General features: G+C 60.3%; 16 protein-coding genes and 1 pseudogene. 3 read left to right on the forward strand and 14 right to left on the reverse strand.

Features of this window, described 5'->3' with window-relative positions:
• Positions 1–530: 530 nt before the first annotated feature.
• The 3 genes from ACESMD_RS00890 to ACESMD_RS00900 all read right to left on the reverse strand — a co-directional run bounded on the left by ACESMD_RS00890 (position 531) and on the right by ACESMD_RS00900 (position 1,929).
• Entirely contained in the window at positions 531–908 is a 378-nt protein-coding gene (locus ACESMD_RS00890; protein WP_372609428.1) for a cupin domain-containing protein, read from the reverse strand.
• A 202-nt stretch (positions 909–1,110) separates the two neighbouring features.
• Positions 1,111–1,716 (reverse strand): FkbM family methyltransferase, encoded by a 606-nt coding sequence (locus tag ACESMD_RS00895; protein ID WP_372609430.1) that lies wholly within the window; start codon positions 1,714–1,716, stop codon positions 1,111–1,113.
• A gap of 81 nt (positions 1,717–1,797) precedes the next feature.
• The gene (locus ACESMD_RS00900; protein ID WP_372609432.1) at positions 1,798–1,929 is read right to left on the reverse strand and encodes a hypothetical protein; all 132 of its coding nucleotides are present in this window, start codon (positions 1,927–1,929) and stop codon (positions 1,798–1,800) included.
• 947 nt (positions 1,930–2,876) lie between these two features.
• On the opposite strand from ACESMD_RS00900, the gene ACESMD_RS00905 reads away from it, so the two are divergent.
• On the forward strand, positions 2,877–3,311 hold the full coding sequence (locus tag ACESMD_RS00905) for a secondary thiamine-phosphate synthase enzyme YjbQ (RefSeq protein ID WP_372609434.1): 435 nt from the start codon (positions 2,877–2,879) through the stop codon (positions 3,309–3,311).
• A 100-nt stretch (positions 3,312–3,411) separates the two neighbouring features.
• Here ACESMD_RS00905 and ACESMD_RS00910 read toward each other — a convergent pair whose 3' ends face one another.
• From ACESMD_RS00910 to ACESMD_RS00945, 8 genes are all read right to left on the reverse strand, one after another.
• Positions 3,412–3,714 (reverse strand): type II toxin-antitoxin system RelE/ParE family toxin, encoded by a 303-nt coding sequence (locus ACESMD_RS00910; RefSeq protein WP_372609436.1) that lies wholly within the window; start codon positions 3,712–3,714, stop codon positions 3,412–3,414.
• Complete coding sequence (locus tag ACESMD_RS00915; protein WP_372609438.1) at positions 3,702–3,959, reverse strand: type II toxin-antitoxin system Phd/YefM family antitoxin; 258 nt, start codon at positions 3,957–3,959, stop codon at positions 3,702–3,704. Before ACESMD_RS00915 ends, ACESMD_RS00910 begins: the two co-directional genes overlap by 13 nt.
• Before the next feature lie 240 nt (positions 3,960–4,199).
• The gene (locus tag ACESMD_RS00920; RefSeq protein ID WP_372609440.1) at positions 4,200–4,559 is read right to left on the reverse strand and encodes a DUF1428 domain-containing protein; all 360 of its coding nucleotides are present in this window, start codon (positions 4,557–4,559) and stop codon (positions 4,200–4,202) included.
• 81 nt (positions 4,560–4,640) lie between these two features.
• Positions 4,641–5,807 (reverse strand): mandelate racemase/muconate lactonizing enzyme family protein, encoded by a 1,167-nt coding sequence (locus ACESMD_RS00925; protein WP_372609442.1) that lies wholly within the window; start codon positions 5,805–5,807, stop codon positions 4,641–4,643.
• A 9-nt stretch (positions 5,808–5,816) separates the two neighbouring features.
• Positions 5,817–6,272 carry a tripartite tricarboxylate transporter TctB family protein gene (locus ACESMD_RS00930; protein WP_372609444.1) on the reverse strand — a complete coding sequence of 152 codons (456 nt, stop codon included), beginning with the start codon at positions 6,270–6,272 and terminating at the stop codon, positions 5,817–5,819.
• Positions 6,269–7,807 (reverse strand): tripartite tricarboxylate transporter permease, encoded by a 1,539-nt coding sequence (locus ACESMD_RS00935; protein ID WP_372609446.1) that lies wholly within the window; start codon positions 7,805–7,807, stop codon positions 6,269–6,271. The genes ACESMD_RS00930 and ACESMD_RS00935 overlap by 4 nt, the downstream gene beginning before the upstream one ends.
• A 97-nt stretch (positions 7,808–7,904) precedes the next feature.
• On the reverse strand, positions 7,905–8,855 hold the full coding sequence (locus tag ACESMD_RS00940) for a Bug family tripartite tricarboxylate transporter substrate binding protein (RefSeq protein WP_372609448.1): 951 nt from the start codon (positions 8,853–8,855) through the stop codon (positions 7,905–7,907).
• 113 nt (positions 8,856–8,968) lie between these two features.
• Complete coding sequence (locus tag ACESMD_RS00945) at positions 8,969–9,706, reverse strand: FadR/GntR family transcriptional regulator (protein WP_372609450.1); 738 nt, start codon at positions 9,704–9,706, stop codon at positions 8,969–8,971.
• Positions 9,707–9,851: 145 nt separating this feature from the next.
• Here ACESMD_RS00945 and argE point away from each other — a divergent pair, with 145 nt between their 5' ends.
• Complete coding sequence (gene argE, locus ACESMD_RS00950) at positions 9,852–11,009, forward strand: acetylornithine deacetylase (protein WP_372609452.1); 1,158 nt, start codon at positions 9,852–9,854, stop codon at positions 11,007–11,009.
• Between the two features lie 96 nt (positions 11,010–11,105).
• On the opposite strand, the gene ACESMD_RS00955 is transcribed toward argE, so the two are convergent.
• From ACESMD_RS00955 to ACESMD_RS00965, 3 genes are all read right to left on the reverse strand, one after another.
• Positions 11,106–12,809 (reverse strand): DEAD/DEAH box helicase, encoded by a 1,704-nt coding sequence (locus ACESMD_RS00955; RefSeq protein ID WP_372609454.1) that lies wholly within the window; start codon positions 12,807–12,809, stop codon positions 11,106–11,108.
• Between the two features lie 396 nt (positions 12,810–13,205).
• Positions 13,206–14,210, reverse strand: coding sequence for a glutathione S-transferase family protein (locus tag ACESMD_RS00960; RefSeq protein ID WP_372609456.1), 1,005 nt, complete (start codon positions 14,208–14,210; stop codon positions 13,206–13,208).
• An 80-nt stretch (positions 14,211–14,290) separates the two neighbouring features.
• Positions 14,291–15,208 carry a LysR family transcriptional regulator gene (locus ACESMD_RS00965; protein ID WP_372609458.1) on the reverse strand — a complete coding sequence of 306 codons (918 nt, stop codon included), beginning with the start codon at positions 15,206–15,208 and terminating at the stop codon, positions 14,291–14,293.
• 196 nt (positions 15,209–15,404) lie between these two features.
• Between ACESMD_RS00965 and ACESMD_RS00970 the strand changes: the two are divergent.
• Positions 15,405–16,268: pseudogene (locus ACESMD_RS00970) on the forward strand (hypothetical protein); the annotation flags it as partial.

The following is a 16,268-nucleotide window of genomic DNA, read 5'->3' on the forward strand; positions in this document are numbered from 1 at the left end:
CTAACTCACCGCTGCCTTTAGCCAGCTTCACCAATTGTCCGTTAGACTCCGCGATGATTTTTGGAGTCCACTCTTTACTAAAGAGCGAAAACTTCTCCGCAACCGAGATTTTCTCCATAACCATCTCCTTGATGCATAACGCTTAGGTTAAGGGGCTGGCTTTAGCCAGTCCCAGTGAGCGCAGCGAACGCCTTGAACCCTTGGTTAGGCAGGGCTTAATGCTGACGCTGAAAGTGACTACAACGACTGTGGCTTGGGCTTGGGCTTGGCTCGACCAAACTTACGTTTGTACATACGTTTGTACATGGAGTTTAGCCGAGCGCCACAAACCAACAAATCCAAAAGGATGTTCAGAAAAGACACTTTTGCACGATGCCCGAGCGCCAGCCTGGGCGGCGTTTGTGCGATAGCCTGCACGTAAAGGCCAATTGTCACAGCGTAAATAAACGGCGTAATTATTTTAAGCCGCCTAACGTTTGAGGTGAGGGCCGTGCCCTGGCTTGCCGGGGCACGTTCTCTCGACGGAAGGATTAGATCTCTGTGTGCGCATATTGGCTTTCGAGTAGCTCAAACCCGGAAAGAGCGGGGCACACGACAGATATGAAAACCAGCGGTTCAGAACCAGTGTTTAGTACGCCATGAACATCACCTTTGTGAGCAACGACGACATCGCCTGCGGTGATCTGCTTTGAGCTGCCGGCGGCATCGAGTTGATATTGGCCGTGGCCGGATAGGATTGTCCAGGTGTCTTGACCTTCAGGATGCAGATGAGCTGAAATTCTTTGGCCTGGCTTTACGTACCAAGCCACGATTGCGGCTTCAACCGACTCCGTAATGACAGACCTGAAGGGCTCGCCATCAACCGGCTGAAGATGATTGGCGCTGGGGAAGATGCGTTTGATGCTCATGGGGCCGACTTCCTTTGGGGTTTGCCTGCGATTTGGGGAGACAGTGCGCTTGCGGTTGCTCCCGAGAAACCTAACGCTTAGGTTTAAGCCGCCTAACGCCGCAAATCACCGGTGTCAAAAAGCAGAGCGACGAAGGAGCGGCGCTTTTTGACGTCCGAGTGCATTTGTCTTGTTAGGTCATTTACAAATGGCAAAAACTGGTTCAGCATTGTAATGATGCGATTTTTTCTTTGTATCTATTATTTTCACTTGGAACCCAAATGGTTAAACCTGGTATATGACCAGCGTTCTCATATTTGATATTGCAAAGAAAATCTGTGCAATTGTCATTGTTGTCTTCTATGGCTATTACTGGCCTGCTTTTTTGAATTGTTTCATGAGTACCAGTTAATGCGATTAGTTCATGCCCCTCTACATCCAACTGAATTAGCACCAAGTCTTCAATATTAAGGCAATCAATATTTATTGCAGCACAAATCGCTCCTTTATCAGATATGGTCGAAGCGCCACCCGCATGTCTACCGCCGCTCTGGCTTGTATTGATATAAAGATTACCTAAACTATCAGAAAGAGCAGAATTCATTAATATCACATTTACTAAGTTATTACTGTCCACGCATAACTTGGCGAGAATGTAGTTTTCAAAAACAGGCTCGAATGCATAGACATTTCCCGATACAAAATTAGAGAAATTGGGAATCATATCTCCGAAGAAAGTACCTGCGTGCACCATTGAGCCTTTGAATGATTTGCAAAACTCTTTAACAAAATCATGAGTATCAGGCTCGTATAGATTGCCGTTTAACAAGTTTTTAACTGCCGGTCGATGTAAGTCATACTTTGGGACGAAATATTGGTTTCCGTCTAAAGTTAGATGTGTAAACTCAAATCAAAATTTTTCATCATGAATAAATTCGATATTGTGTTGAACGCGGCCATCTCCCTTAAGCTTTGATGACTCTGGTACACGCATGATTTCGTAGCCCAAGCCTTTAAATATCTTTTTCACAATCGTTTTCATTCTTTCTCCTATAGTGCACGTATACTGTTTTTTGGCCTAACAGGTATTAGATAGCGTGATCGATATTCCACTTGAACGCGCTCGCGCGTTAAACAATGTTATTCTGCATGCTCGACCGCCTATTAACCTATTGAAATTACTAGGAATTAAGTATGGCTCGGCAGTATAACACCAATCACCGTGCATGCTGCATAACACGGATGAACGTGCTTACTGCCTTTGTCGGTACGTCCCCTTTGGGGCGTTTTCTGCTATCACGCCCTCCCCTATCCCTGCTGATAAACCAGATACTGGTGTTCGCATTTCCGGCAGGTCCCGGTGTAGACCTGGCCATCCTTGGACACTTGAACGCTTTTCCATCCACAGGCGGGGCACGGCTGCTTCATGGAGGTATTGGTGCCGCAGCTGCGGCACTTCGCGTAGTAGCCGTATTGGCCGTACATGCCGGTCAGGTGATGGGGTTCGCAGAAGGAAAGCCACGTCCTGTTCCTGCTTGTGGCCATAGTAGCCGCGCTCGTCGGCGCCCGTGTAGGCGTCCTTTTCTCGAAGGATCATCGTCTCATCCCTGCGCGATTCGCCGGCTGTGATTGGAGCCCCAGCGCTGCCGGCAACATTCTCTGACTAAACAGCCTGGCAGCAAAGCGGCCTGAGCACCAGTGGGCAATGGCTTACTGAGCGGGTCTGGATTCCCCTACGCCTTTGGTGGAAGGCGCCCCGGTCGAGTATGGCTTCCACGCCTTTCTCCATACCCTGGACCGGGATAGGGCCTGCCCTGCCATGACGTTCCCTCATTGGAATCGGTAGAATTGAGCCGGGAGATCTCAGCAAAGGCGCCGGACCTTACCGGGGTCAATAAGGTCTTCCAGCGTAAGGGCGTGACGCTCACCTCTGAGGCGGGCTTGCTTTGATGTCAACACCCCACTGATCCCAGTCATGAGGAGGCCGAGATGTGGCGGCAACAGGAGTTACGACTGCCCGGCCTGGAGCGGGGCTTTCACCTGGTCACCGACCGTGTCGTGGAGGCCCTGCCCGACCTGGCACGCTGCCACGTCGGGTTGCTTCACTTGCAACTGCTGCACACCTCGGCCTCGCTGACCTTGAACGAGAACGCCGACCCGGACGTGCGCCACGACATGGATGCCTTTCTGCGCCGCCTGGTGCCGGGCGACTTGCCCTACTTCCGACACACGATGGAGGGGCCGGATGACATGCCGGCCCACGTCATTGCCAGCCTCCTGGGCACCCAACTGACCCTGGCGGTGCGCAACGGCCGCCTGGCGCTGGGCACATGGCAGGGCATCTGGCTCGGCGAGCATCGCGACCATGGCGGCTCCCGGCGATTGATCGCTACCCTCAGTGGCGACACGGAAACCGCCAATTGAGTTCTCACGCCCCGCCTCCTCGACCTGAGAGGTCAACGTCGAAAGCATCAGCGCGGAGAACGGCCGCTCGCGCGAGAAATAAAGGTACCTCTCCGATTTCTTACACTCCTTGCAACATGAAAGCACGAAGCTCCCGCTCATCTCTCATCACATACAGTATCAACACTCGGTTCCCGTCTTCTCGATAGAAAACTCGACACGGCGGCACCACCACCTCCCTGTAGACCGAGTCTGGAAGTTCCGGCGGTATACGCCCCGATTTCGGGAAATTTTCCAGACGTTCGACATGAGTAAAGGTCTGTTTGACCAGACGGCTGGCAGCCAACGGATTATCCAGGGCAATGTATTCAGCTATGGCATTCAATGCCTGAAGGGCGGGTTCCGTCCATATTATGTCAGCCATTTACTCATGGTCTCCCCGGCCTCCGAGTGGCTGTAAATTTTCCCTTCGAGTACCGCCCGCTCCCCGCGTGAGAGCCCCTCCAGAAGCCTTAGCTGACGTTGCATGAGTTCATAGTCCTGAACGTCAACCAGATAGGCCGATGGCTGGCCATGTTCGGTGATCAACACCGGCTCTTTCGACACATGCAGATCCGCGAGGATTTTTGTTGCCTGACGCTTGAGGCTTGTCACCAACTCAACTTTCATGAGGATCACCCCGAACCCAATGATTAGTGACACTATAGTATCACTTTTCGCTCTGGGAGCATCTCGTCTGATCGTGCTGCCACAGGGGCACCCCTCGCCCGGCAGAGCCGGGCTCCCACAAACCGGCATCAGATGACTTGCCAAGTGAGTCGTACCCCTCGCCCGGCAGAGCCGGCCTTCCACTAACCGGCACCAGATGGCTTGCCAACGTGAGTCGCAAGCCCCCTGGCGGCCCCGCACCTACAGTCGAACTCGCTCCATGAAGCCGCTCCAGAAAAGCCGCTTGCTGTCGAAGGGCAGATCGGCATGGTCCATCATGTCGCCGAAACGGGGATCCTCCAGCACCTGGGTCAGAATACGGTCGCGGTCATTTCGCGAGGCATAGCGAATCCAGGCGAAGACGACCGTCTCGCCCGGTTCGAGCTTGACGCTCAGGGGGAAAGAGGTCTGCTCTCCCGGCCTGATGTCATCACCCACGCATTCCACATACTCCAGGGCGCCGTATTCCTTCCAGATCTCGCCGGCGTGGCGAGTCAAGCGCAGATAATCGTCCAGCCGGTCCAGGGGGACCGGCACAACGAAGCCGTCGACATAGCTCATGACAGACACCTCTCACACTAGATACCTGATTCAAGCGTGAGTCACGCAGGCGGTATTCGCCACTAATGAGCGGCGAGCGCCTCAGTGAAGATGCTGCTTGAACACCGCCATCAGCTCACGCTTGTCCTCGAAACCGATACCCGGCATGTCGGGAAGCGCCACCAGGCCCTCCTCCACCGGCGTGGAATCCGCGAAGCCGCCGAAGGGGGCGAAGACATGGGGGTAGGACTCGTTGCCCCCCAGCTTGAGGCCGGCGGCGATGTTAAGAGCGAACTGATGGCCGCCATGGGGAATGCACTGGCGGGAAGACCAGCCATGGGCACGCAGTTCCTTGAGCATGCGCATGTACTCCACCAAGCCGTAGCTGAGTACCGGGTCCATCTGCAGGATGTCTCGATCGGGCCGCATGCCGCCGTAGCGCAGCAGATTTCGCACGTCCTGATGAGAGAAGAGGTTCTCGCCGGTGGCCGTGGGGGCGGCGTAGTGCTCGCCGAGCTGCTGTTGAAGGGCGAAGTCCAACGGGTCGCCCGCCTCTTCGTACCAGCGCACCCCATAGGGCGCCAGGCCCTCGGCGAAGGCCAGGGTAGTCCTGAGATCGAAGCGGCCATTGGCATCCACGGCCAGGCGGCCGGCCTCTCCCACCACCTCGATGGCGGCCTCGACGCGCTCCAGGTCCTCGGCCAAGGGCACGCCACCGATCTTCATCTTGGTGCAGGTGTAGCCCATGCCGAGGTACTCGCGCATCTCCTCCTGCAGGGCGCTGATCTGCTTGCCCGGATAGTAGTAGCCGCCTGCCGCATAGACCGGCACCCGCGCATCAGGCTTGCCGTCGTCGAAACGCTCGGCGAGCAGCCTCGCCAGGGGCTTGTTTTCTACCTTGGCGACGATGTCCCAGATCGCCATGTCGATGATGCCCACCGCCACGGAACGCTCGCCGTGGCCGCCGGGCTTCTCGTTGGCCATCAGCACCGACCAGACCTTGAAGGGGTCCAGGTTGGCCCCGCTCTCGTCGAGCAGGGCGGCGGCATCGGCTTCCTTCAGGCGCGGCAGGAAACGCTCACGCAGCAGGCCGCTCTGGGCATAGCGGCCGTTGGAATTGAAGCCGTAGCCCACCACCTGGCGGCCATCGACCCTGGCATCGGTATAGATGGCCAGCACCGAGACATCCATCTTCGAGAAGGAGATGTAGGCGTTGGCGATGTCGGAGGCGATGGAGACGCGCGCTTCGCGAATGTCGGTGATTCTCATGCTGATTTCCTAGAACAGAAGGCCTGAGGGCAGGCGGACATTCAGGACCTGGGTGAAGATGGAATAGAAGCCTCCCACCATGACGGCGATGATCGGCGTCCAGAGCAGCAGGCGCTTCCAGGAGACCGGTCCTTCGACCCTGGCCAGAAACCAGGTGATGAAGAGCATGACCAGGAAGCTCGATACCACGAATCCCAGCTTGCCGATGGCGAACCACCAGACCAGCAGGAGAAGGATCAGGATCACCAGACGCTGCGGGCTACCCGGTATCTCGATGGAGCGCCCCCCCGGCCTGAAGAATCCCTTGACGAACAGCAAGAGGGAGAAGGCGACCAGAATCACCAGAATGGCGCGGGGAAAAAGGATGCTGAGCCGTCCGATATCCGTTCCTCCAAGCCACAACACGGCCGCGAAGACAAGGCCGAAACCTCCCGCGGCCATATCGGTATTCAGACGCAGTATCATGAGTCATCTCCTCGGTTCGGCGAGCCCTTGTCCAGCCGACCACTCCGCTCCAGCCAGGCCGGCAACATCGCCGTGGCGGCCCCCAGCACCACCAGCGCGGCAAGCACCTTCGACAGGGGATTACTGACCAGCCGCAACCAGGGGATCGGATCGACCACGGCCGCCAGCATCGTCTGCACATAACCCTGTTCGGCGATGCCCCCGAGGATCAGCCCCAGCACGATGGGCGCCGCATGGATACCGATGAGGCGCAGGAAATAGCCCGCGATGCCCATGATCATCATGATGCCGACGTCCAGCAGGCTGTTACGCAGGGCAAAGGTGCCAAGGATGGTCACCATGGCGATGGCCGGTACCATGAAATGGTACGGGGTCTTGATCACCACCTTGTGGATCAGGCGAGCGCCGAGAAGCCCCACCGGCAGCAGCATCAGGGCAGCCATGCCCATGGAGAGGATGAAGCCATTGGTCAGGACACCGGACTCGGTAAAGAGGTCGAGCCCCGGCCGCAGGCCATGCATCAGCAGCACGCCGAGGATGATGGCATCCGGCGGCGCACCGGGAATGCCCAGGGTCAGCAGGGGGATCATGCTGCCCGCGACCATGACATTGTTGCTCGACTCCGAGGCCACCACCCCGTCGATATTGCCCTTGCCGAAACTCTGGGGGTCCTTCGAGAACCGCCTCGCCTCGTTGTAGGCCACCAGGCTGGTCACATTGCCCCCTGCCCCGGGGATGATGGCGATGACCTGGCCGATCAGACACGAACGGATGAGGTTGACGGGTTTGCCCAGGATATGGCGCGCGACCTGTCGGATACCGACCTTGGTCTTGCCGAATTCCCCGCTTTCGGAAATATTGCTGCGGCCCTCGGCGGCCATGTTCAGCAGTTCGGGAATCACGAACAACCCGATCAGGGCCACGATCAGCTCGATCCCCCCCTGCATGGCGGGAAAGCCGAAGGTGAAGCGGGTTTCCCCACCCACCGGTGACACCCCGACGGTGCTCAGCAGCATGCCGATACAGCCCCCGATCATGCCCTTGAGCAAGGAGCCACTGGACAGGCTCGCCACCAGCGTCAGGCCGAGCATCGCGACCCAGAACATCTCCGAGGGACCGAAGGCCACGGCCCAGCGGGCCAGGGGAGGAGCCAGCAGCAACAGGAAGGCCACCCCCACCAGCCCGCCGATCACCGAGGCGATGGTCGCCCCGGCCAGCGCCTCGTAGGCCCGCCCCTGGCGTGCCATGGGGTACCCATCGAAGGTGGTGGCGATGGACGATGGTGTCCCCGGCGTATTGATCAGGATGGCGGTGAAGGCGCCACCATAGATGGACCCCATGTAAACGGCCCCAAGGGCGATAAGGCCCTGGAGAGGCTCCATGGAAAAGGTGAACGGCAGGAGCACAGCCAGCGCCATGGTCGCCGTGAGGCCCGGCAGGGAGCCGATCAACAGCCCCGCCGAGACCCCGACCAGCACCGTGATGATACTCTCGAAGGTCATCAAGGAAGCCAGTGCCTCGAGCAGCATTTCCATGAGTCAGTACCCCCGACGGCTCCCTCGGGAGCCGCAACGATGAACACAGGAAAAGCCAAGACCCCTGATCAGGGCCTTGGCAGGAGGGACGGCAGGATTACTCGGTTGCTTCGAGGATCGGAGCGTAGGCCTCTCTGAGTTGCGTGATGACCTCGTCGACCTGATCACCGGTGATGTATTCCATCACGAAGCCAAGCGGTTCCTGCTTCGCGGTGATGCGACGGTTGGCCTCGGCGAAGGCGTCTTCCAGCACCGTGATGATCTCTTGCGGTGTGCCCGCGGGCGCCGCGACACCACGATAGGCCCCGCCCACGATGTCGTAGCCCTGTTCCTTGAAGGTGGGCGCATCGGGCAGCGCCGGCACGCGCTCCTCTGAGGCCACTGCCAAGACCTTGACCCGATCCTCCATCTGCACACCGAGCATGGTGTAGTTGAAGATACCGGCAACGTGGTTGCCTTCCAGCGCCGCCGGAAGAGGCCCGGTGCCACTGAAGGGAATATAGGTCAAATCGATGTCGGCCTCACGCTCCAGGCGCAGCATGTCCAGGTGGTTGGCACTGTAGGTACCGCTGCCGCCCAGGGTCACGGCCTGGGGATTCTCCCGTGCATACTCGACGAGGTCCTCGAGGGTGTTGAAGGGACTGTTGGCCGGAACGATCAGGGCATTGGGCGTGGAATGGAAGAAAGTGATGATTTCCCAGTTGTCGGTCTCGAAACCGGCATCGGAGCGCTGGATCGGCTGGCCGATGATGTGCGGGATATTGACACCGATCAGCTCGTAACCGTCGGGTTCGGCATTGTTCTGGAACTCGCTCCAGGCGACGGCGCCGCCGCCACCGGGACGGTGAGAGACATTGACGCTGACGCCGAGGATCTCCTCAAGTATCGGCTCCTGGAAACGCGCCGTGATGTCGGACTCACCACCCGGGTTGAACGGGATCACGTAGGAAATCGGCTCTTCCGGGTAGGCCGCCTGGACGTTACCGGCGATGCCGGCGAGGGCGATGGCCGACACGGCACCGACGAGGGTGGACTTGGAGAATTTCATGGCATGCTCCCGATATGATTATTGTGCTGGAAAATGAGAGGCCCTGAACCAGCCGAACCGCGGGCAGGGGTGGTACAGTCACCCCTTACATTCTAGCGAAGTTGTAAAAGTTGTCAACCCTGAAAGACTCGGCGGCGCGAGTTGCTCAGGTGCTGACGCATGAGCAGGCGAGCCCGGGAGGCCTCCCCTGCGATGATGCTGTCGTGGAGGCGACGGTGCTCTTCCTGGACCTCGGGAAGATGAAAGCTGGGACGACGCTGGCCAAGCCCCCTTGCCAGACACTGGCCATAGGTAATCGATGGCTGGAGGGAAACCAGGGTATCGGCGAAGAAGCGATTGTGGGTGCCATGAGCGATGGCCAGGTGAAAGCCGAAGTCGGCATCGACGCCCAGGGCATTTTCGCGAATCCGCCGTTCGAGCAGGCCGAAGGCCGCCGAGATGTCCGCCCGATCCTCATCGGTGGCATTGAGTGCTGCCAGCCTTGCCGCCTCGGCCTCCACCGCGATTCGAAACTCGAAACAGCGCTGGATATCCGCAAGGCTCTCCAGGGGAGCGAAATCGAGCATCGCCCGGTCTGGCCGCAGGCACACGAAACTCCCGGCACCGCGGTAGGAGCGCAGCAGGCCATCCTCGCGCAACCTCGCCAGGGCCTCCCGGACGATGGGCCGGGAGACTCCGTGGCTCTGGGCCAGACTCTCTTCCGAGGGGAGCCGCTGACCCTCGTGGTATTCGCCCTGGATGATCCTGTCGATGATGTCACCGTAGACACGATCACTCAGCTTCTCCCCCTGCCTCCGGCTGGTGGCCGTGGAGGCAACGGACGCCATCCCGGCATCTTGTCGTGGGCTCATGGGTCTCTCCCTGCAAGCTTTCCGATAGGATAGGCCAATGGCCGGTTGTCATGCTCGACTCGCCGCATGCGGCGGGGGTTCCGGCCTGGCCGAAACGCCGGATCATGGTAGTCTGGCCCTCGCCAGAGCCAGCCATGGAGCCCGCATGACGTCAGTCCTTGAGTATCTCGAACGATTGGTGGCCTTTGCCACCGTGTCACGCGACTCCAACCTCGAACTGATCCGCTTCGTCGAGACCGTCCTCGACGCGCACGAGGTCCCGCACTGGCGGATCGAGAGTGACGACGGCAGCAAGGCCAATCTGCTGGCCCGCATCGGCCCGGCGGTAGAGGGCGGCGTGGTCCTGTCGGGACATACCGACGTGGTCCCGGTGGATGGCCAGCCCTGGTCCACCGACCCCTTCAGTCTGGTGGACCAGGGCGATGGCCGGCTCTACGGCCGCGGCACCTGCGACATGAAGGGCTTCATCGCCTGCGCCCTGGCTCAGGTGCCGCACTGGGTGAGGCTGGAGCTCACCCAGCCGATCTTCCTGGCCTTCTCCTATGACGAGGAGGTGGGCTGCATCGGCGCGCCACGCATGATCGAACGCCTGTTGGCCGATCACCCTCGGCCATCGGCGGTCATCGTCGGGGAACCGACAATGATGCACCCCGTGGTCGCCCACAAGGGAGCCACCAACCTGCGAACCACCGTCACCGGCCGTGCGTCCCACTCCAGCCAGGTGGACCAGGGTGTCTCCGCCATCCATGTCGCGGCGCGCCTGGTGACCCGCATAGAGGACATCATGACCGAACTGCGCGCCGAGGGGCGGGTGGACGAAGCCTTCAACGTAGTGCACTCCAGCCTGCACGTCGGCAGGATCCAGGGTGGTACGGCGATCAACATCATGGCGCGGGAATGCACCTTCGACTGGGAGATCCGCCACCTGCCCAGCGACCGCTTCGAGGAACTCCTGGCGCGGGTCGAGGCCACCGCCCTCGAACTCGAAGCGGGCATGCGACGCCGGGCTCCCGAGGCCGCCATCGTCACCGAAGCGCTCAACACCACCGTCCCTGCCCTGGCCGACGACAACAATATCGCCGTGCTCTCGCTTTGCCAGGACCTGGTGGGGGAACGGCCCGCCGGTGCCGTGGCCTATGCCACCGAGGCCGGCCAGTTCCAGCGCGAGGGATTGCCCACAGTGATCTGTGGCCCGGGCAGCATCGGCCAGGCCCACCAGTCCGACGAGTTTCTGGCGATCGAGCAGCTCGAACAAGGATGCCGCTTCATGCAGGCACTGGGCGAGCGACTGTCAGGCGCCTGAGTCCCTGACGACTCGCCTTGACACGAGAAGGCCCCGCCTCGGCATTGCCGGTGCGGGGCCTTCTCGAGATGACGCCGGGCTCAGGCCCGGCGGCGATCAGGCGGTGGTACGACGCCGGATCGGTGCATCGCCGTCGGCACGACGACGCGGGGCACGCTCGAGCGCGCCACCATCCTCACTGATTTCCAGCGGACGACCTGCCACCCGGGCACGAGCCATCTTGGCCAGGATGCTGGCGGGCAGAGAGCTGGGCAGTTCCACCACGGAGAAGGCGCTGCGAATATCGATGCGACCGATCCTCGCGCCCTCGATACCCCCCTCGTTGGCCAGGGCACCCACCAGCTGGCCGGGCTTGACGCCATCCTGATGACCCACGGCGACGCGATAGCGTGTCATCCCCTCACTGGGGCCACGCTCGCGGCGCGGCGCCGGCTTGCCATCGCGGGGAGAGCGCTCGGTGCGCTCCTTGCGCGGCGGCTGCAGGCGTCCGATGGGCGCCTCGTCGGCACGCGCCATGGCCGAGAAGGCACAGGCCAGCTCGACGGGATCATGTCCTTCGGCGACCAGGCGCTCGACCAGAGCACGCTGCTCGTCGGCACCGGCGGTCAGGGCCGCGATCACGCGCTGGTGGAAGGCCTCGTCACGATGGGCGCGAATGGCCGCCTCATCGGGTACCGCCATCTCGCTCAGGGACTGGCCGGTGGCCTGCTCGATCCAGCCGACCTTGCGACCCTCACGGAAGCCCACGAAGGTGATGGCGACACCGGTACGACCGGCACGACCGGTACGACCGATACGGTGTGTATAGGCCTCGGCATCCTGGGGCAGGTCATAGTTGATGATATGAGTCAATCGCGACACGTCGAGGCCACGGGCGGCCACGTCGGTGGCGATCAGGATGTCGACCTTGCCACGCTTGAGCCGGGTGACGGTACGCTCGCGCAGGCTCTGGTCCAGGTCGCCGGAAAGGCTGGCGACATTGAGGCCACGGGCGCTGAGCTGTTCGGTCAGGGTGGTACAGGCCGCACGAGTACGCACGAAGACGATGGCACCGTCGACGGGCTCGACCTCGAGGATGCGAGCCAGCGCTTCCAGCTTGGCCCCGCCATCGACGCGAACCAGGAATTGCTCGATGCTCGCCGCCGTGCCCTCCGCGGAGGCAATGGCGACCTTCACCGGATCGACCAGGTAACGGTTGACGATACGCTCGATCTCGGTCGGCAGGGTCGCGGCGAAGAAGACGCGCTGCGCCGCCTTGGGGGTATCGGCTACGACGCGCTTGACGTCATCGATGAAGCCCATGCGCAGCATCTCGTCGGCTTCATCGAGCACCAGGGCGGAAAGCCCGTCGAGCTTGAGGCTGCCACGATCCAGGTGATCGATCACCCGCCCCGGGGTACCCACGACCACCTGGGCACCACGCCGCAGGGCGGACAGTTGCTCGCGGTATTCCTGGCCGCCACAGAGGGTCGCCACCTCCAGACCCTTGAGGTTCTGGCCGTACTTGCCGAAGGAGATGGCCACCTGCTGGGCGAGTTCACGGGTCGGCGCGAGTACCAGCACCTGGGGCTCGCGGCGAGTCAGGTCAATTCGCGACAACAACGGCAAGGCAAAGGCAGCGGTCTTGCCGGTACCGGTCTGGGCCTGGCCCAGCATGTCACGGCCTTCCAGTAACGCAGGAATGGTTTGCGCCTGGATCGGTGACGGGGTCTCGTAACCCTGGGCCCTGACAGCAGAAAGCAAATCGGGCAGCAGGGCCAGGTCGTCGAAACTCGGCGTAGCGACAGAAGTCGAGGTCATTATCACACCTTGGTGAGCCGGCATCGCCGGCAGATAAACAATGGCATCCCTGACTCGGTCAACAGAGTCAATCAGCCTGCCTGGGGCAGGACATAACAGCGGAGTCGGGGACACCGGTCGCACCTAGCATCCGGCCCGGATCATCGGATGGATGACCCTCGAGCTGGTGTGGCGACCAATTGCGCCATTGCTGCCGGAGTGGCAACAACAAATCGAGGCGCTCCATCTACACAATTCGAACGCTTTTGGCCGGTGGCCTGGCGTTTCGGCGCTTGCCTCGCCCGTCGGGCGGAGGTGGCGTCGTCATGATGGTGGGGTCAGCACATGCGAGGAGCAGGCATACTACCATGGTCGAGCCTCTACTTCCAGCCCCCATGCTTTCCCATCTGGAGGAGATCACACCTTCTCGCGAATCCCCCGGCTCGGCAGCCGATCTCGGTCGTGGGGCCTTTCCAGGTCGAGCAGCGGCCCATGAGGCACGATGCGCGTCGGATTGATGTTGTCATGACTGTAGTAGTAGTGGCGCTTGATGTGGTCGAAGTACACCGTCTCCTTGATGCCCGGCCACTGATAGAGCTCGCGCAGGTAGTGCGAGAGATTCGGATAGTCCTCGATACGCCTCAGGTTGCACTTGAAGTGACCATGGTAGACCGCATCGAAGCGAACCAGAGTCGTGAACAGACGGATATCGGCCTCGGTGAAGCAGTCACCGGCCAGGTAGCGATGCTCGGCCAGGCGACTCTCCATGCGATCCAGCGCCTCGAACAGCGCCACCACATGCTTCTCGTAGACGGCTTGTTCGGTGGCGAAGCCGGACTTGTAGACGCCGTTGTTGATGTGGTCGTAGACGTCGGCATCAACGGCATCGATGACATCACGAAGGTCCGCTGGATAGAAATCCAGGAGATTGCCGGTCTCGTTGTCAAAGGCCCCATTGAGCATACGCAGCAGATCCGCGGACTCGTTGTTGACGATGCGTGACTGCCGCTTGTCCCAGAGGGCCGGCACGGTAACACGACCGGTATAGTCCGGATCGGTCAGAGTATAGAGCTCGTGATGGAAACCGACGCCATTGATCGGATCGCCACTGGAGCCCTCTTCCACCTTGTAGCTCCAGCCGCTGTCGAGCATCAGGGGGCTGACATGGGAGACTCCGAAGACCTCATCCAGCCCCTTGAGCCTGCGCATGATCAGGACACGATGGGCCCAGGGACAGGCCAGGGATACATAAAGGTGGTAACGCCCCACCTCGGCGGGCAAGCCCGGCTGGCCATCGGGTCCCTCGCCACCATCGGCGGTGATCCAGTCGCGCAGCTTTGCGGATTCGCGCACGAACTCGCCACCATGCTTGCCGGTGTCGTACCACTGGTCATGCCAGACGCCATCAATCAACAGGCCCATACAGCCCCCTCACGAGAATAATCGTAAGGCAACAGTTTAAACTGATTCCTTCGCTGCTCAAGCGGATGTTATTGGCCCGATCATTCGACTGAATCGAAAGTCGCCCGGGGGCCGGAATCGACCCTCACCGCATTCCTCAAGGCCTCTGCCATGGCATGGGTGGCCGGCCCTGCTCGATCACGATCCCGGTAGATCAATTGCATGGGATATTCACGAATGCCTCCGGCCTCCAAGGGCAGCGGCACCAACCTGCCGGCCTCCAGCGAGGGGCCCAGTCGCGTCTCGGGTATCCAGGCAAACCCCAGCCCTCGTTCGAGCATGTCGATGGAGGTGTCCAGATGGCCCAGGGTCCAGCGCTGCTCCGCCTTGAGCCAGCCGGCGTCCATGGATTGGCGCTGGGCGGAGTCCCTGACCACCAGCTGGCGATACTGTTCCAGGTCGCGCAGGTTGAGTGGCCGCGTCAGCTGATGCAGGGGATGGTCCGGATGGGCCACCGCGATGAAATGAACCAGGCCCAGGGGATCTCCCAGAAATCCCTGGGCAGAAATGCCCGAGACGACAATATCGGCGCTCTTGTCATGTAGCATCTCGATGCCGCCATTGAGCACGGTCTCATGGAGTTGCACCCGGACATGCGGGAAGGCCAGCGAAAAGGCCTCCAGTGCCCGGGCAAGGCTGTCCGGCGAGAAGATCTGGTCGACGGCCAGGACGATCTCGGCTTCCAGACCCTGGGCAAGGCTGGCGGCCACCTCCTCCAATGACACTGCCCCCTCGATCAACTGCCGGGCGCGGCGCAACAGCATCTCGCCGGCCTCGGTAAGGCGCACCTGACGTCCGACCGGTTCGAATACCTGCACTCCGAGCTGTTCCTCGAGCTTGTGAACGGCGTGATTGAGGGTCGATGGACTCTTGTGAATCGCCTCGGCGGCCTTGGCAAAGCCTCCGTGATCGACCACCGCGGCCAGCATCTGCCATTGGGCCAGGGTAACTCGGGACATCTCGACTTCCTTGTATCCATGGGGCAAAACGCACGGCATGATCTTCGAAAAATCCACCCCAGATCGCGAATGATATTTCGATGAGCAGGCACCTGTCCTGTAGTGATATTATCAGCCTGACAAGGTGGTGGCAGGCGACCAGATTTTGGCTTCCATTATTACTGTAATTTAATACAGTATAGGCACGGCGGCCGTCATGGGTTATCGTTCAAAAGCTTTTTTCTTCTTTTCATCTGTCACTGGCGAAAACTTCATGTTGCGAATCCTCCATTCGCTGCCCCGCACGCACAAGTTATTATTGTTACCGGTAGCCACCATGGTTACCGTGCTGGGTGCACAGAAAATCGTTACCACTTATCAGGATGTCCAACGCGAAAACCAGACGCTGGACACCATCATTCTCCCCCTTCAACCCGATAGGCGACCCGGCCTTCCCTCACTGCAATTCGAGCGCGGGGCCGTCGCTGACGCCATCGAAATCGCCACTCAAGCCATCGACGCCACCCGGGATCATGTTCCCCTTTCCAGCCTGAAGGCGACCGAGATCGTGGACCTGGACCTCGTTCAGTCCGCCGCAGCCGAATATCAAGAGACCTCGGTTCCCTTGGTGGCATCGGTTCCCTTGGTAATGGCCAAGTCCTCCGACAGTTCCAGCAAGCGCTCCGAGACCCCAGATGGCCCCGACCATTCCCGAGAGATCGGAGTCAAGGTGCTCGACGAAGGGTCGCTGCATATGGCGGTGGTGATCGGCACCATTGCCAGCGGAATGCTCGATCATGATGGCAGTCTGGTCGCCAATGCCACTTCCTACGAAGAGGTATCGGAAGACGAACTGACGATGTTCGATGAGGGCCCGGTCATTCTGGATCGGGAAATCGCGTCCCGCGAGACCTTCGTACCGGAATGGAAAACCTACAGGATCCAGCGGGGGGATACCCTTGCCGTGATAGCCCAGCAATATCTTGGACTCGGTTACAGCGAGGTCCTGGCTCTGCTCGAGCAGGTTCCCGACCAGAATATTCTCACCCGCTGGCGGGTCGGAGACAGCTTTGATTACCAA

This window comes from Halomonas sp., from assembly GCF_041689495.1.
Taxonomy (GTDB): Bacteria; Pseudomonadota; Gammaproteobacteria; order Pseudomonadales; family Halomonadaceae; genus Halomonas.

Bases quoted from the DNA above. Each gene is read 5' to 3' on its own strand.
- ACESMD_RS00890 (WP_372609428.1), bottom strand. From the start codon at position 908: ATGAGCATCAAACGCATCTTCCCCAGCGCCAATCATCTTCAGCCGGTT.
- ACESMD_RS00900 (WP_372609432.1), bottom strand. From the start codon at position 1,929: ATGAAAACGATTGTGAAAAAGATATTTAAAGGCTTGGGCTACGAAATC.
- ACESMD_RS00905 (WP_372609434.1), top strand. From the start codon at position 2,877: ATGTGGCGGCAACAGGAGTTACGACTGCCCGGCCTGGAGCGGGGCTTT.
- ACESMD_RS00910 (WP_372609436.1), bottom strand. From the start codon at position 3,714: ATGGCTGACATAATATGGACGGAACCCGCCCTTCAGGCATTGAATGCC.
- ACESMD_RS00915 (WP_372609438.1), bottom strand. From the start codon at position 3,959: ATGAAAGTTGAGTTGGTGACAAGCCTCAAGCGTCAGGCAACAAAAATC.
- ACESMD_RS00920 (WP_372609440.1), bottom strand. From the start codon at position 4,559: ATGAGCTATGTCGACGGCTTCGTTGTGCCGGTCCCCCTGGACCGGCTG.
- ACESMD_RS00925 (WP_372609442.1), bottom strand. From the start codon at position 5,807: ATGAGAATCACCGACATTCGCGAAGCGCGCGTCTCCATCGCCTCCGAC.
- ACESMD_RS00930 (WP_372609444.1), bottom strand. From the start codon at position 6,272: ATGATACTGCGTCTGAATACCGATATGGCCGCGGGAGGTTTCGGCCTT.
- ACESMD_RS00935 (WP_372609446.1), bottom strand. From the start codon at position 7,807: ATGGAAATGCTGCTCGAGGCACTGGCTTCCTTGATGACCTTCGAGAGT.
- ACESMD_RS00940 (WP_372609448.1), bottom strand. From the start codon at position 8,855: ATGAAATTCTCCAAGTCCACCCTCGTCGGTGCCGTGTCGGCCATCGCC.
- ACESMD_RS00945 (WP_372609450.1), bottom strand. From the start codon at position 9,706: ATGAGCCCACGACAAGATGCCGGGATGGCGTCCGTTGCCTCCACGGCC.
- argE (WP_372609452.1), top strand. From the start codon at position 9,852: ATGACGTCAGTCCTTGAGTATCTCGAACGATTGGTGGCCTTTGCCACC.
- ACESMD_RS00955 (WP_372609454.1), bottom strand. From the start codon at position 12,809: ATGACCTCGACTTCTGTCGCTACGCCGAGTTTCGACGACCTGGCCCTG.
- ACESMD_RS00960 (WP_372609456.1), bottom strand. From the start codon at position 14,210: ATGGGCCTGTTGATTGATGGCGTCTGGCATGACCAGTGGTACGACACC.
- ACESMD_RS00965 (WP_372609458.1), bottom strand. From the start codon at position 15,208: ATGTCCCGAGTTACCCTGGCCCAATGGCAGATGCTGGCCGCGGTGGTC.